Annotated in this window: 17 protein-coding genes; 3 read left to right on the top strand and 14 right to left on the bottom strand. The window is 58.4% G+C overall.

What is annotated here, in order from left to right:
- Positions 1 to 41: 41 nt before the first annotated feature.
- From P9255_RS14560 to P9255_RS14495, 14 genes are all read right to left on the bottom strand, one after another.
- A complete protein-coding gene (locus tag P9255_RS14560) occupies positions 42 to 1313 on the bottom strand; it encodes a DNA adenine methylase (protein WP_309789937.1) in 1272 nt (423 codons plus the stop codon).
- 469 nt (positions 1314 to 1782) lie between these two features.
- A complete protein-coding gene (locus P9255_RS14555; RefSeq protein ID WP_309789936.1) occupies positions 1783 to 2085 on the bottom strand; it encodes a hypothetical protein in 303 nt (100 codons plus the stop codon).
- 1414 nt (positions 2086 to 3499) lie between these two features.
- Positions 3500 to 4672 carry an acyltransferase gene (locus P9255_RS14550; RefSeq protein ID WP_309789935.1) on the bottom strand — a complete coding sequence of 391 codons (1173 nt, stop codon included), beginning with the start codon at positions 4670 to 4672 and terminating at the stop codon, positions 3500 to 3502.
- Between the two features lie 154 nt (positions 4673 to 4826).
- Complete coding sequence (locus tag P9255_RS14545; protein WP_309789934.1) at positions 4827 to 5606, bottom strand: XRE family transcriptional regulator; 780 nt, start codon at positions 5604 to 5606, stop codon at positions 4827 to 4829.
- 144 nt (positions 5607 to 5750) lie between these two features.
- Positions 5751 to 5993: a hypothetical protein gene (locus tag P9255_RS14540; protein WP_309789933.1), complete on the bottom strand. Its 243-nt coding sequence runs from the start codon at positions 5991 to 5993 to the stop codon at positions 5751 to 5753.
- An 11-nt stretch (positions 5994 to 6004) separates the two neighbouring features.
- Positions 6005 to 6616, bottom strand: coding sequence for a hypothetical protein (locus tag P9255_RS14535; RefSeq protein WP_309789932.1), 612 nt, complete (start codon positions 6614 to 6616; stop codon positions 6005 to 6007).
- Between the two features lie 419 nt (positions 6617 to 7035).
- Complete coding sequence (locus P9255_RS14530) at positions 7036 to 7452, bottom strand: phage antirepressor KilAC domain-containing protein (protein WP_309789931.1); 417 nt, start codon at positions 7450 to 7452, stop codon at positions 7036 to 7038.
- On the bottom strand, positions 7449 to 7643 hold the full coding sequence (locus P9255_RS14525) for a hypothetical protein (RefSeq protein WP_309789930.1): 195 nt from the start codon (positions 7641 to 7643) through the stop codon (positions 7449 to 7451). Before P9255_RS14525 ends, P9255_RS14530 begins: the two co-directional genes overlap by 4 nt.
- 160 nt (positions 7644 to 7803) lie before the next feature.
- Entirely contained in the window at positions 7804 to 8586 is a 783-nt protein-coding gene (locus tag P9255_RS14520) for a replication protein P (protein WP_309789929.1), read from the bottom strand.
- Positions 8516 to 9436 carry a hypothetical protein gene (locus P9255_RS14515; protein ID WP_309789928.1) on the bottom strand — a complete coding sequence of 307 codons (921 nt, stop codon included), beginning with the start codon at positions 9434 to 9436 and terminating at the stop codon, positions 8516 to 8518. Before P9255_RS14515 ends, P9255_RS14520 begins: the two co-directional genes overlap by 71 nt.
- The gene (locus P9255_RS14510) at positions 9433 to 9747 is read right to left on the bottom strand and encodes a hypothetical protein (protein ID WP_309789927.1); all 315 of its coding nucleotides are present in this window, start codon (positions 9745 to 9747) and stop codon (positions 9433 to 9435) included. Before P9255_RS14510 ends, P9255_RS14515 begins: the two co-directional genes overlap by 4 nt.
- Complete coding sequence (locus P9255_RS14505; RefSeq protein WP_404980338.1) at positions 9740 to 9952, bottom strand: DNA-binding protein; 213 nt, start codon at positions 9950 to 9952, stop codon at positions 9740 to 9742. The genes P9255_RS14510 and P9255_RS14505 overlap by 8 nt, the downstream gene beginning before the upstream one ends.
- A 148-nt stretch (positions 9953 to 10100) precedes the next feature.
- On the bottom strand, positions 10101 to 10901 hold the full coding sequence (locus tag P9255_RS14500; protein WP_309789925.1) for a hypothetical protein: 801 nt from the start codon (positions 10899 to 10901) through the stop codon (positions 10101 to 10103).
- Positions 10902 to 10990: 89 nt separating this feature from the next.
- A complete protein-coding gene (locus tag P9255_RS14495) occupies positions 10991 to 12346 on the bottom strand; it encodes an integrase family protein (RefSeq protein ID WP_309789924.1) in 1356 nt (451 codons plus the stop codon).
- Between the two features lie 609 nt (positions 12347 to 12955).
- On the opposite strand from P9255_RS14495, the gene P9255_RS14490 reads away from it, so the two are divergent.
- The 3 genes from P9255_RS14490 (at position 12956) to P9255_RS14480 (ending at position 15145) form a co-directional block, all read left to right on the top strand.
- Positions 12956 to 13810: a hypothetical protein gene (locus tag P9255_RS14490; protein WP_309789923.1), complete on the top strand. Its 855-nt coding sequence runs from the start codon at positions 12956 to 12958 to the stop codon at positions 13808 to 13810.
- A gap of 1 nt (position 13811) precedes the next feature.
- A complete protein-coding gene (locus P9255_RS14485) occupies positions 13812 to 14189 on the top strand; it encodes a hypothetical protein (RefSeq protein ID WP_309789922.1) in 378 nt (125 codons plus the stop codon).
- A 500-nt stretch (positions 14190 to 14689) separates the two neighbouring features.
- Positions 14690 to 15145 carry a hypothetical protein gene (locus tag P9255_RS14480; RefSeq protein WP_309789921.1) on the top strand — a complete coding sequence of 152 codons (456 nt, stop codon included), beginning with the start codon at positions 14690 to 14692 and terminating at the stop codon, positions 15143 to 15145.
- Positions 15146 to 15174: the final 29 nt, after the last annotated feature.

The following is a 15174-nucleotide window of genomic DNA, read 5'->3' as shown; positions in this document are numbered from 1 at the left end:
CCGAATGCTTACTCACGTTTTCTTCTTTGGTTATTTCGATTCTAAAGCTTTTTGGCAATTATGAGAGATTCTTCGACCTGCCGTGAATGATCGCTACGCCTACCCATCGTTTTATGGTCGTGTCCTGTTCTATTGAACCAAACCTGATATGAAGTTCCAAATGCCGATGTGGCTAGGTCAATGAGATTTTCAATCGTTATCATGCCGGTGTTGGAATAGCTCAGCACAAGATCGCTCTCGCTCGCTTTCACGCCTTCGAACATCTCCCGGAATGCGCCTTGTACCTGACTTCTGATACAGAACGGAGATTGATGGCGGTCGTTACGATAGCGGCCCTTAACCAAACGCTCCCCTTTTACTTGCAAGACAGGGTAGTCGTACTTCACGAGAGTTTCCATTGCATGATAGAAGCGGCTGTAGTGGACAAACGCGTAAGGAGGGTCCGCATACACAATCGACCGCGGTGACGACCTCAAGCAATCGACATAATCCATTGAGACAAGCTCGTGACCTCGATCGACGACATTAGCGAGATTCCACTTCAGTAATGGGCCAAATTTCCGCTGAAATACAGAAGGGACCGATGCCTTGCGATAGCGACTTATATCAAGCATGGACGTTTCGTCTTTCGCGTCTCGATACTGGGCGTAGTGCCCGGTGCCCTGACTGGAGTAAGCCATGGCATGGAGAAGGCACGTCAGGCCAAAATTAAAGTCGGCTAATTCAATTTTGTTATCGTCCAATAACTCATCGAGAACTTGCCGAATCGCGTCTATCCAAATGCACTGCTCCGCGCTCCACCAAGTCCCAGCATAGACCCTACTGAACAAATGATGACTTGAGTCGAATTCCTCATAAATAAGTTCTCGATTTCGCGCCTCGATTTCGTTGAACTGTTCCAGTGAGCATGAGTCGGGGTACCGCATGTTAGGTGAAAGCGCAGCGACATTATCCGTAGCAATGCGGCTAGCGCGCTCGACAATGTCGAACGCACCGATCTTTTCAGCTCGTTTGAGGTATGTACTCGCTATAACCGCCGAATATTCCTGGATATCGTTCGAGATAATCCTATTTCGATGGCCAAAGCCGCCTGACACTGCTCCTGCGCCGGCAAAAAGGTCTACTATTGGTTTGTTCAGGTGGTCAAGTGCGGAGAACCCTGCTCCCAGAAAATCAAGGATGGCGGCCTTCGAGCCCATGTACTTGATCACTTGAGGATAGGCTCGCGGCACGTACTCGCCAGGGCGGACGTCGCGCGGCAACGTTGAATCCTCCGTAGCCAAAGCGACATGTGTATCGGCTAGATGCTCCATTCGTTCCCTGTGTGATCGTACGTGTTTAACGCGCGCAATTTTACCGTACAGGAATCTTGTTCAACAGGGAATGTTTGTGGCCGCGGACCTAGCATCGCTGTGCCGCAAACGGAAGGCCGCTTCCGGCGGTTCCGTCGGTCCGTTATTGCGGTAGGCCGTACCCCTGACGAATGTCCGTTCCGAGGCAAGGGACCCACTGGCCGCTTTCCGGAGATGAGTTTGAAGAACGGACCGACGCAGCGCGACCCTGTCCGCACCTTCCATCGGGCGCGACCTCGACGTCCGCTCCAGGGTGCAGCGCGAAGCTTTGTATGTTCATCGTTCGGTTGAACCGCCGACGGCGCTGGCCTGTTTTTGCGCTGTCGCTGTAGACGTCCAAGTGACTCGTCCCGGGTTGCACGACTGCATAAACTCGTGCCACCCAGCATTTCGATGCGAAAAACATGTAGCGATCGCCGCGCGCGGCGCATTAATGATGCTTCTCTGGTCTGGCGCTATGACGTTTTGCTAGCCCGTCAAACAGAGCAAAGCCCTGATCTAGTTCGTCGGCGGTCACCCGTCCATTCAGGATAGCGGAATTTGTAACGTCTTGCCCCAGTAAAAATCCAAATCTGATCGCGATTTGAGTTTCATCGTGCAATCGGTAGTTTTCCGGCATTAGGTCTTCTGGGAGGTCATCGTGGATATATTTCTGCAGCTCATTGAATCGGCAATGAGACTGTCCGCCAGCGGCTTGATTGAAGGTGCCCCCGAAGTTGAAGAAACCTTCCATTGTAATGGTCAAACACGTCTGCAATTAGATTGATTCTTATGGCCATCGTCGGACCAGATTTGACGATAGTAGGCACCATGCCTTGATTGGCCGCGTAGCGTCGAGGAATTTAGTGATTTCCTTCAGAGAATCCGCCAGTGCATCCTCGCTTTGGAGCGAGCTGGAATTTAGTTTTAATATTTAAGCAGCAAGATTCGGGTAGGATTGAGTCGGTCCACGGGGACAACGCTGTTGTATCAAGAAGCGCACGCCTTCTTCCTCTTCCAACAGTACAGGCTTGCTTAAAATCTTCTAAATATAATCGCTCTGCACTTACGGCCGGTTCGCTAGAAGCCCCAACGGCTTCAGATATGCATTGACGGCGACGTCCTTATATTCGTTGCGTTCGGCTTTTGATGCTCTTGGGAACGAATCATACTGCTAACTTCCAGAGTATTCGCGCGACGAATGATGTTCGCTTTCATCACGTAACGGATGTTATCTCGGTCTTTGGGCATGCGCCGTCTTTCTCATTGGCGGCAAAGGGACGATCAGAAGACCTTCAAGCGACGGGATTGCGAACTGCTTGGCGACTGCTAGTGGCCGATTGCGTGATGTCGTCAATGGCCGTTCTGAGATGCGCCAGCTTGCAACTTCCGGATTCGACTGTCTGACAGCTTCGGCGGTGAGTCTGATCGGAATTGTCCCGAGCCGACCGTTGCGCTTTTTCTCACGTTGGAAGTTCGTGCAGAAAGTCCAGAGCTAAGCGAACGAAAACGAGATAGCTCGGAGCTAAGCTAACGAGCGGTCCGAAGTTAGACGGGCAGCGTCGCCCTGGTGACACACGCTTCGCCGTCACCGCGATTGAGATTGCGAAAAAGGACAACGTCCTTCGTTCCAACGGTGCAGCGCATGGAATTCGCCGCTGAACCAAGATAGCGCAAATAAGGTGCGCCACATCGGCGTGTTTCCCGTCGCTTCAGGTTTCCGCATCGACCAGAAGCACGACTCGCCTCCTCGTAGCGGTCCACGAAGACCTCGATGACTTGCAGTCGAGATTGTTTTCCCGCTTATTAGTTGGTTGAGGGCAGCTTGGATTGCTGTAACTCGGAGCCGCGGCTTGACTGACCGACGCTCGTGCAAGAGCCACAGAAGCGAGGTTTGCGCGGCCCGGCCCACGGAGTGGCGGTGATGTTGCCGGTGTTGACCCCGCGTCGATGCCGCCAATCGGGTGAACGTCGATATCCCGAACGAGCCGTCGCCTTTGCAGTGAAGATGACGACTTGCTCACCCGTCTCCGCGCGCATTGTTTCGGTGTAGATACGGCCGTGCCAGCAGCACGCCTTGGATAGGTCAAAGATTGTTCGCGAAGTACATTCATCGAACGTTTCCTCCCGCGCGCCGCCGCGCCGTTTCTTAGTCCACCCGTGCGGGCTTACCGCATGTCCACGCTACGTGGCCCGAAGAACGCTCTGGTGTTGCGCGTGCGGCCCGTGAGTCGCGCGCGGATATAGCGGCGCATCGGTTCTTCGTAGAACTGGAACACGACCACGCTAAAGGCCACAGTGAAGACAATCGCAATCCAGCCATTGCCACGGTCAAACCCTGCGAGAATCGCGAGCAGCAGGATAGGCAGATGCACCAGGTACAGCGAATAGCTCGCTTCGCCCAAGCGCACGAGCCAGCGCGCATTGAGGATGCCAAAAACCGGGCCTTCGAGCAGCGCGAGGCCGAGAATCAGCAGCGCGAAGAACGGCGCTTGCAGGTAGAAGACCGGGAAGTATTTCGGGAACGTCGCCGGTTGCCACACACCGAAGACAGCCAGCCCCGCGAGCGCGAGCGTGACCATCGCCATCGCCTTCATTTGCGACGGCGCGCTGTGCTCGCGGCTTGACTGGAAGACGAACGCCGCGCCCATGCCGAGGATGAATTCAGGGATGCGCAGCACCGGGAACATGAAGACGAGAAAGGCGCTGCGGGCGACGTTGACGTGCGAGAGCAGCACGTAATCGGCGACGCCCTGCGCGAGCCAGACGACCGCGCAGATCGCGAGAATGGCCCGGATGCCGACGGCGTTGAGCTTGCTCAGAATCCAAGGGAACATGGCGTAGAAGAACGCTTCGCACGCGACGCTTTCAGACGGGCCGTTCCACGGCTGATTGATCGCCGCGAACGGGAACCACGCACTGATAAGCACGATTTGCGCGACGAGACTCAGCGCGAGCGCGAGCGGCACGTGTTCCTTGAGCGTGAAGAAGTCCGCCATGCGTTCGGTGTCGTGCGTGTAGAGCAACACGGCGACGGTCGGCACGCAAAGCACCAGCCCCAGCAGGATGACCGGATAGATGCGCGCGAAGCGAGCGACGTAGAAAGGGCGGGAGCCGGTCGAGCCGATTTGGGAGCGGTACGTGTAGGCGAGGATGAAGCCCGACAGCACGAAGAACATCGACACGGCGGAGCGCCCGCCGTCCATGAAGTCGAATACCGACTTTGGAAGGTTTAGCAAACCGCGCTCACTGAAATGCGAAAGCACCACGGTCAGCGCCGCGATGAATCGAATGCTCGTGAGCGCAGGCAGTGCGCCCCCGCTTTGGTTTTTGTTCTTCATGTCTGGCCTCTCGCAGGCGGTTTTTGGTTTGTTATGTAGGCGGTTACAGAAGTTCGCAAGGACGGAAAGTATCAAGGACTGTCATTCACCGATGTTCCACAAACCACACAAGCGCAGAAATTCACACGTAAGGTCTGGTCAGCCATTCCGAAGGTCATAGCCGCGTTTCCTTTGGTCGAGTATCGTCATCGGCCAGCGCACCGCCCGCCTGCGCATCGCGCTCCCTAAAGAACTCGATGAACTTCGCAGGCGAGATTGCGTTTCCGCTTTTCAGTTCGTTGAGGGCGGCTTCGACTGCCTGTAGCTTCGCCAGCTTCTTTCGCAACGGCGCGACGCCCGCTGCAAGGCGTTCGACGGCGGCGAGAACCGGCGCGCCGCCCGGCATGTCCAAAAACTCTGGGCGAGCGGCGAACTTCGCAAACCGCGACGAGACGTCACCTGCGTCGTCCAGCACGCGGGCAAGCTCTTCTTCCGTCGCGTTTGTTTGTCGGGCCGTCTCGATGAGCAACGAAGTCATCTGACCGATGAAAGCTCTCACGAGATTTTCGGTTCCGCGCAACAGGGCGTGCTCACGGACGACCCGCGAGTCCGGCTCCATGCTCGGGCTCAATCCGAGCAACCAATCGGTCGAGACGGCGTACACTTCCGCCGCTTGCTTGAGAAACCGCCAGTCGGAGGGCGTCGGACGTACGCCGCTTTCGATTTGGCTCAATTGGGAGCTGTTCGCGTAGCCAAATTCCCGTGCCGCTTCCACGGCCATCATGCCCTGCGTGACGCGCGCTTGGATGAGCCGATATCGGAGCGCTTCGAGTTCTTCGGGCTTGGCGCGGTTGCGTTTGAACCGCTCAAGCGGCTTCCTCAGAACGATTTCACGCTGCGCTTGGGTGAAGCCACGCTCGTGCGGATTCTCTTTGAGGGTATCGTCCTCGCGCATGTCGATTTGCTAGTAGGTGATAGTGAGAGTCCCCAGCTTCAACTCGAAAATTCGTCGCATCGGTCGCCGTTTTCCTCAATCCAGCCGAGCCGGAGAGGCAGACACGCGGGCCGAAAATTCTGGTCGTCCGGGCCGCCGGAATGCTCATTTACTTTTGGCTTCCGCAAGGCGGAGTACGTTCTCAAGTCGAACCGTCAAACGCTCCAGGCGGTCCAACTGGCTGAGACGCTGGGATGATCGACTGGCACGCCATCTCTCATCGGAAGCGCGCCGAAAGATGGTGCTTTCGGCTGCGCCGTAACAACGTGCCAGCATCTTGGCCGGTGCACCCTCCCGATACTGGCGTTCAATAGCCGTCCATTCGAGCGGCGTCAGGCGCTTGCCCATTGCGCCTCCGTTTAGAAGTCAAGCGACTTCAAAAGCTCTTCGCCGAGCGAATCTGGGTCATAGAACGGCCCCGATGCGTCGTAAGCCTTCAGGCGCGCAAGCCGGTCACGTTTGGCTTCTGCGTCGTTTCGCCACTCCACAAGGTCGTCGTGCGTGGGAGAGGGCTCGATCTTCGCGAGGGTGCGCGCGTCAACGCCTTTCTCACGAAGTCGTTCCATGTACTGCTTGCGGGCGGCATCGAAGCGGTGAATGGAGGTTTCAAGTGCCGCGATTTTGCCGGGCAGTTCGAGGATTTCGCGCGAAACGCGATAGGGGACGCGACCGCTCTTTTTGCGCTCCACGGCAGCCGCCTCGACGAGCGCAGATTGTGCGGCGCGCGCGTCGGCAATGAGAGTGTCCACGTGCTTGCAGTCACTTTCGAGCACGTCAACGACGTCGCCTTCGCCGCTCATCGAGCGAACGACTGCATCGTGCAAGAGCGCCACGTGCGCGACGCTTGCCAATTTACCGTGACGCTCCCGCAAACGCGCCACGGAAAGCGCGATGGCGCGGTCACGGAGTGCCGCGATAAAGGCAGTTTTGAGTTCGGAATCGTCGGAAAAGGCGCGTGTGATGGAATGCATGATTTCATTGCATGAGGGATGGGAAGCCCATCGTCTCATCGATCGTCAACTATCCCGCGCCCGGCTTTCCCAATGCAAATGTGCAATCTGAAATCCAGTTGACCGGCGGGTTCGGAATGGAGTACTCGCGCGCATGCGCGCACGCACCCGCGCGCTCCGTGTCGGAATATTCCATTGTCTTCGATGTTCGAATCTTCGCTGAGCCTTGCAGCGCTCGGCCTCGCGGGATTTTCGATGCATTAACTCGCGCCGCCCTCACTGATCGGCTTGAGCCAATGTGAGAAGCCATCGCACGGACCCAACTTCGGCTATTTGCATTTGGCCCAAAGCGTACGGTCGAGCGCATCGGGACACTTGTCATTTCTCTCCCTCGCGCGCTCGCGCGCAGATGGCGTATAAAAATTCCTGTGTTTCGCCGCCTAGCCCGGCTCATCGTTGAAGCGCCGCGCGATTCGTTGCTGTCCGAGCGGCGTGATTCGCGGCCATGATATCGATGCCGGGCCCCGTCTGACGACAAATCCGAGTCCGATCGCTTCGTCGTTCGCTTGCCAATTGCCGTGGGCGTCGCGAGCTAGCCAGTCCGCACGCTCAAGCCAGCGGAACAGTGCCGTGCGCGACATGCCGATTTCGCGCGCGGAGTTCGTCACGCTCTTGCATCCTTCGAAGCGTTCACGCGCAATACGGGCCGCTTCCTCGCGAGTGGCGGCGTCACTCGCCTGAGCTTGGGCAAGAGCCGCCTCCATGCGTACCGTGGGCAGCGTCATGCCACTGGCCCGCATCAGGCGCGCAAAGCGGCGTGCAGTTCGCTCTGCGTGGCCCTTCTTAAGCGTACTCATAAGGGTTCTCCGCGCACGGCGGCGCGGACTCTTTCATTCGCCCGCAGGCGGGTCAGCGCATTGCCGGGCGAGCCGGACTGCGCGGCACGATACACGGCGTCACGATGTTCGATGGCGGCGCGCATTGCATGAGCGCGGTCAAGTGCTCCAAGCGTGGTTGGAACGGCGGCGACGATTTGTTTCTTGTTCACGATTTCTTAACGACGTTAGTTTTCCTAATTCATTGGAACTGCTCTAAGCTCTCGAAACGGCTTTTGCAGACTTCGAGGCCACTTGGTGCTACCTACCCATTCCCCCGTTCATTCAAAGCTAGCCAGGACGCCATTTGCTGCGGTTCCGGCGATTCTCTGGCTAGTGCTGCTTGCCCGTCACGTTAAAGACCGCCTGACGAGCGATGGTCAGCTTGCTCAACGGAACCTTTCCCGCCGCGTTCTCGTCCGCGATGATGCGGTATGCCCATTTGAGGTTTCCGCCATTGGAGACATTTTTTATGACTTGGGATGCACCCAATTCGTCAAGGCGCTGGCGTCCGAACTCGCGCGTCGATTCGACAGCGCTCGGCCCTTGCAGCGCAGGTACGCGCGTGGGCACAGGCTGAACGTTTCCGCGTTCGAGAACCTTCTTCAGCGCGCTTTCGAAGCGCGGTTTGAGCGCCGCGAAGGTCTGCGCGAGCATGTCGAATTCGCCGACCTTCGCCGCCGCCCAAAAGATTGCAGGGTGCGACCACTGGTCTTTGCCGTGCTGACGAGCGTGTATTTGCTCGACGGCTTCGTGCAGCGCCGCGTCAACATCGATAGCAGGCTTGCAGACCTTCAGGAACTCAGCAAGCGACGGCGGCCAGTCGTATGCCTTGCGGCAGGCGCGGAGTGCGTCTGAAATCATCGGCGTGGTGACTCCCTCTTCATCGAACGCTTCAGCCCACGCGTCGCGCCAGTTCGCGATTGCGTACTCGTTGGAGAACGCGGCGCGCCAGCGATTCGGATACATGCCGTCGAGGCGGTTGAACAAATGGTCCATCAGCGAGACTCCAAGCTTAGGGTGAATCTCGTGCCACGCGCTGTGGTTAGACGTCAATAAAATCGAGTTCGTCATTGGATTGAAGGCGGTTGCGGTTGATGTGAGCGACGGGGTCAAACTTTTGCGAGCGATCGGTAGCGGGTGCGGTGCGGGCGTTCTTCGCGACAAAACCTGCCTCGAAGCCCGCCCACCCTTTGCGGGCCGAGATTGCGACCGCCTGCGCGGGTGTGATGCCCGCCTTCTGCGCTTCTTCGCGCGTCCCTTTCCAGGCCGTACGCGTGAGCGGCAAGCGCTTCTGCTTGCGCACGGCAAGCCAGTCGATTGCATGCTGGCGGTCCACGCCTTCAGCGACAAGCTCATCGACTCCAACGAACGCTTTGCGCGCATCGTCGCCCTTGGGCGACTTGGTTTTGCGCGTCCCTAACGGTTCCTTGATGGTTAACTGATGGTTCATGGTGGATAGGGTGTCACCCATGCTAGCCGTCTCGCGCATGGGTGCTAGCCGTCCCGCGCATCCATGCGACCCGTCTCGCGCATCCATGCAAGGGGTCGCATCCGCGCTAGGGGTGTCATCCATACAAGCCGTCTCGATGCTCGGCGAAAGCGAGTTGTCGTCAGCGCGCGGACGCTCGCGATATGTGGCGGAACGCTCGAAATGCTGCGCAATCTTGGCTAGCACTGGGAGCTTGCTGAGCTTCGTGACATTGAGGCGATACTGGCGCGTCGTACCCGGCGCGCCGCCGAAGGGGTTTCCCACAACCGCGACGTAATCCCGGCCAATAAGACCGTGCAGTACGCGGCGCGCTTGGCTTTCGCTGACGCGCATCTTTGCGGCGAGAAGGGCGATAGACGGGTACAGGCTGCTCCCGTCGTCGGCGCACCAGTCCGCAAGCAACAGCATGCAGAGCAGGTCGCTACCGCCATCAGGGAAGCGGTCGGAGACAAGGTTCATGGCGCGAATGCTCACGTCGCCCCTCCCTGCGACATGCGCGCCGCTGCAATGGCCGTTGGCGACAGGCGATAGCGCGCAATCGGACGCTTCGTACCCGCGTGCGAAACCGGCTCCGAAATCACCGGCCAGCCAAGTTCGCGCAGGCGGTGAGCTTCAGCGGCCAGACGCCAGGAGGCTTTGAAATCCGGCTGAGAGACGCGCTCGCCGCGCAGCAGAATGACCAGAAGAACGTAGGTCACCGTGTGCGGACTCGGCCAGACAGCGGAAGCGGCGGGATTGCCAAACATCTCGCCTTGGCGCTCGTCGGGATTGCGATGCTTAGCCATTAGCACCACCGTTCAACAGCGCTTGCAGGTCGGAAACCTTCCACGCTAAACGACCGTTGATGCGGACGGGGCGAATGGGGCCGTTTTCGAGACAGGCCCACTTGCGGAGGGTTTGCGGCTTGCGGTTGATTGCGGCGGCGGCTTCGTCCGTGGGCAGGACTGAGGGCAAGTCTCCGCGCTGCATCAAAGAATTAGTCATGTGCATCTGAAACCTCATCTGTCGTTAGAACAGACTCAATTTCAGAATCGGGCTATACGCCTATCAATCAATCAACGCGCCGCCCGCAAAGCCATGTCTGGCTTGGGTTTCGCCGCTATTTTGAATCGGCGCAGTGAATCGGCGTAGCGTTGATTCAGCGCACCGATTCAATTTTCCGGGCATTTCGCCCGTTTTTCGCCCGTCCGCCTGTCATGCCATCCGGAATGGCCTTATAGACAGTGTCCGGGGAAAGGTAGCCGCCGCGCTCGCTCCGGTAGCCTTTTTCTTGCATTTCGGACGCGATGAATTTCGAAATCGCAGTCCCGGTCAAAAGCTCGCCAGCGGCGTATATCTCCCGCGCGCGCCGTGCGATATACGCATGCACCGATGCTTTATCGTTCACTCCGATTTTCAGGGGCGCGGCTCGGTCGCCCGTCTCCACATCGGTTGCGCTTGCAACGTCATCGGATGCAGCGTCAGGGGGAGTACCGGTGGCCGTCGTCTCCATGTCTGCCGGGCTGTCCTGCGCCTCGTTAGCGCCTGCAACGCCGCCATGCTCTATGTGCTCATACTCGCTCACCGCTTTCTCCAGCGCCTGTTCATACAAGGTTTTATGGCCCTCGTATCGCTTGGCCTGGATGAACACGACATCATCATGGCGACACTCGTAGCTCGCTAGGACGCTCAGTTCCAAAGGTGTGTCGAGGTCAGCGGGTGTGCCAACGATTTCTGCAATACGCGCAAGTGTCTTCACTGAAACGCTTGCGTGCCGTTCGCGCTCGCGGTCGAGATCGGCGATGTAGCGCGATATATACCGGTTGGGTGGTTCCTTCGAGTCGTCCCGCGTGTTTTTTGGCAGGGAGGAATTCGCAATCCGGTTGACCAACTCACCCACGGTGATGCACCGTTCATTCTTTCCGAGGTTCACGACGACACTAGGCTTCATACGTTGCATCAAATGAAATCGGCACCGCCCACTCTGGGATGCAGGATGCCGCGGTTGGTAGGGTGAGCTATGCGCAGCTTGAGATCGTCAGGCGGCGGTCACAGCTTCAGCACGCGCTCGTCTTGCGAAAGAGCGAATTCGATACCGGCCTGTTCGAGCATCCACGCTTCGATGCGGTCGTGCCATACACGCAGCAAATCGAGCGGGCGGCGGCGGTAATGTTTCTCGGCAATCGCGGACGGACGGTGCCCTTGAAGCTGCGCTACTACTCCAACAGGACATTCCACCCATTCGGACAACGTGCCGAAAGAGCGGCGCAGGCCGTGGAGGCTCACATGAGGCAGTCCGGCGGCGGCCAGAGCCTTGTTGTGAGCAATGCGTGGTTCGGCAAGCTTTCCATCCGCGGCGCGGGGACTGGAGAAAACCCAGTCGGATGGTTTCCACTCTTTGCCTTCTGCTGTCATTTTTGCGAGGGCACGCACGTTCGGCGGCGTATCGTTCAGCCGCTTCAATTCGCGCAGCAGAGATGCCGTGTACGGCGTCAAGGGAATGACGCGCGAACCTTCTACCTTGTCGGCAATCGACAGCGAGCGCCATCTGAAATCCACATCATCCCAACGAAGCGCGGCCAGTTCCTCGCGCCGCGCGCCGGTCAATAACAGCGACTGCAAGTAGGCACATATGACCGGGTTGCCGATCTTAAGGACGGCGGTGAACCATGCTTGTAGCTGTTCGCGTTGCAGGCAGTCGTCTTTTGCATTGGTGCGGGGCACGGCGTTGCGCACGGCGCGGGCGTTGTATGCGTTCGGTGCAATCAGTCCCGCGTATGTCGGCTTGTCGTCGCACCAGCGGATGAACGCGCGCAGCTTGCGGTAACTTTGTTCGGCGTTCGTCGGGCGCGTCTGGGCTTCAGTTTCCAACCATTCGGAGACGCAATCCGCAGTCAAGTGAGACAGCTTCAGCGGCATCAATGCGGCCAGCGGTCCCGCGACCGTCACCCCTTTTCCGCGCTTCTTAAGCTCGCCGCCCGCGTGGGCTAACTTCTCATGGTCGGAGTGATGGCGCTCGCTCCATTTGCTTTTGTTCGCGATGAGAAACTCGGTCCAAGCCTCGCTCACCGTCACGTCCTTTCGGCGCGCTTCGATACGGCGTTGCTCGGCGGCGGCGCGCTGCTCGGCGGCATCCTCGCGGGGGTCCTTGCCAGAATCAACAAGGCGTTTCAGGCGGCGTGCTTCGTCCCGTGCGGCGTCGATGCCCCAATCCTTCGGGTCGCCAATCGAAACGCGCACCGTGCCGCCGTTCAGCTTGCCTTGCCAGATATAGGTGCGAGCGCCTGCCGCTGTGGCGCGCAGGCCAAGACCAGATGCGCCACGGTCCCAAAGAAACGCCTGAGACTTGCCAGTGGGGCAGCTATGCCCGCTGACTCGCACCGCCGTGAAATTGACCTTCGCCATTGCGTATCCCATCGGTTGGTCGGGTTACATGAGTTTCCATGTAACCGCCATGTAACCCGACTATGGCAATTCCTGTCAACTTGAATCAACGGCCTAATGTAACCGAAATCGCTCTACGTGCCGGTTCGCAGGGGTTTGACGGCTTTTTGGAAATCTTCATCAACGCCGGTCAATACGCACTTGTTCGGCCTTCTAAGCCGTAGGTCACACGTTCGAATCGTGTAGGGCGGGCCAATATCAGCAAGCGTTGCGGTGTCTTGCGCCGTGGCTCTCTTCACTTCTTGGCTTCATGCCATCGTCCTGTTTGTTGCAAACCGCCGGCTCGCTATTCAAATGGCGATTCTTACGGGCGATACTGCCGCCGGTTCTTCCCTCGGTCTTACTCATTCGTTGACGCCGGAAAGCCGATTCCGCATCCATTCAGACCGGCTTTTTACAGCCCCGATTGAAACGGGCGCGGGCGTTCATTGTGTAACCCGACCGGGAGCAATCGGTACACGAATCTTCGTCGTGAAGGGCATTCGACTTTCGGAATAACTCACTGGCGCCGCGTCGCTATTCGAATCACTATGTTGTTCAAGTACAGAACAACCGATGGAGATGCGGCGAGTGTTTCACCTTGGTCCCTACTATGGCGGCTACCATGACAACCCGGTGTACCTGCCGCTGTTCTGGCCGAGCCTGAACCAGTCACTCCATCTGAGCGTCCAGCATCCCGGCATGTTCGATCCGGCGCGTCATTATGCATTTGGCACGGATCGGCATTTCACGGAGATCACCGCTGATGAGGTCGAGGACATCACTCAGGCGATGAAGATTGCTCGGGTTGCATTTCTCGAAGGCATAGAGATGCTTTTGCTGACGTGCGAGGACGATGCGTTTCGTTCGATACTTGCGCGCTCCGATGAATCGTTCCCGGAATGGGTATGGAGCGAAAAGCGGCACATTATTCAGGCCGTCTGTGACGAGATCAAGAAGGGTCGATTGGTGTTCGTGCCGAAGCGTGACGACTTGCGCGCCTGCGTCGAGGCGATGCAGAAACGCCGACGGGAGCGGCCCGCGCCCGTCGCGCGAACCGAACGGCTCGATCCTCGGCCTTGCGCACAGCGGATGTACGGCAAGACGCCACGCGTGCCGCAGAATGTCCGTATGGCATTCGACGCGCCAGCCCCCGCAGCACTTGATGACGCGCAGCCGTTCGAGTATCCCTCCGGCTCGGCGGACGGCGGTGCATTCCAGATTGCCTCGCAGCTGACAAAGACGCCTAATGTCGGGGATGCGGGAACCTGGTACACGAATCCTGGCAGCGGACAGATGCGCTTGTACGGCGATGCCGGCGCGCCAGTGATCGACCTTGATTTCGACCATGTACATAATGGTCTTCGTCCACACGCTCATAACTGGAACAGCGGTGTAAGAGACGGTGGTGACGATGTTGTGCCGTTCAGTCCCTGGAACCCCTGACATGCAATTCGATTCAAGTCCTATCGCCCGGTATCACTCCTTTCATGACTGGTACTTATGCGGAGTATCCGCCGACATGTTCCAGGCAGTTGTCGAACTAAAAGTGATGTTCGACAACCGGAAGGATCGCGCACGGATCGTATTCAAAGGAGCGACGCGTTGCCTGCTTACCGACTTTCTGATCCAGAACATCATCTATTCGGTCGAAGTGCTTTCCGATTTCAGTTCTCGGGAATTCCAGCAGGCTCGCTCGAGTTTGGACAGTTCATATCCGTGGGGGCGGGACAAACCACCGAAGGCCATCGCCTCGGTTAGTGCTTCAATTGGTGCGGACCTTCTGATCGAGTTCGATTCGCTAGAGGTCCATGCTGAATGGTAAGAGCTGCGATGGGCGCGTTACGCTTGCGCCACACGTTGCGCCATTCACACTGGATCTAGTGACACGCGGCCCGACTGCGGCGCTCGTCTTCAACGAGGACACGCACTAGCTATGGCTTGCACGGTCTATCGCGACGGAAGTGCAAGGCGCGGTCAATCGACAGGCCGCGCGAGGCTTCGCTATGAGCCTGTCGTTGAGTGTTCAAAACCGCAGCGCCGCGTCGGGCAACGATGAACTACACGCCGGATGGATGGCATCGCTGCATGAACTGGGCATGCGCTTACCCGGCGGTGAGCGGCAGTGTTCGTTCGACCTGGTTCATCCGGTAGATTGGCCGGCGACGGAGCACCGCGACAAGCAGTCATCCGGCAACCACTGGCCCGCTTCCTGCCACACCCTTCCCACACACCCCCGCAACTCGCAATACCGATCCACCCCGGTGCACCCATGCATCGCGATGAAGCGCCATGCACCGTCCGCACCGTCGAACGAGGGCGATCTTGAACAATCGGGCATACGAAACGAGTTCGTCCCAAAGCGCGCTATGGAATCGCAAGCGGCTGCGCATGGCTGCCGATTCGCGTCGCGTGCTCGTCGCTCTCACCGAACGCGCGCTCGGCGAATCGCTCGTCTCGCTCTTCGACCTCAAGGGCTTCCCGTCGCAATACGCCCCGGACGCGTCATCGCTCAAGCGCAGCATCGGTGAATGGCGTCCGCATGCGGTGTTCGTCGATACGCGCATCGGCGGCTGCGGCAACTATGCGCTCGTGCGCGATCTGCGCAACAGCCACGACGACGCCGACCGCCTCATCATCGCGATGAGCGGCTTCCTGCCCGAAGAACCGCTCGCGCATCTGCGGGAAGCGGGCTACGACGGCCATTGCCGACGGCCTTGTCCCGTATGGCAGATGACCGATATCCTCGACGACTTCTTCGCGAGCCATCTCGTGCGCTGAAAGCACGCGCCAAAAGCGAAGCGGGCCGC

Origin of the sequence: Caballeronia sp. LZ019 (genome assembly GCF_031450825.1) — a bacterium.
Lineage (GTDB): Bacteria > Pseudomonadota > Gammaproteobacteria > Burkholderiales > Burkholderiaceae > Caballeronia.
The sequence above is the reverse complement of the archived record's forward strand: the minus strand, read 5'-3'. Positions and strand labels throughout refer to the sequence as shown.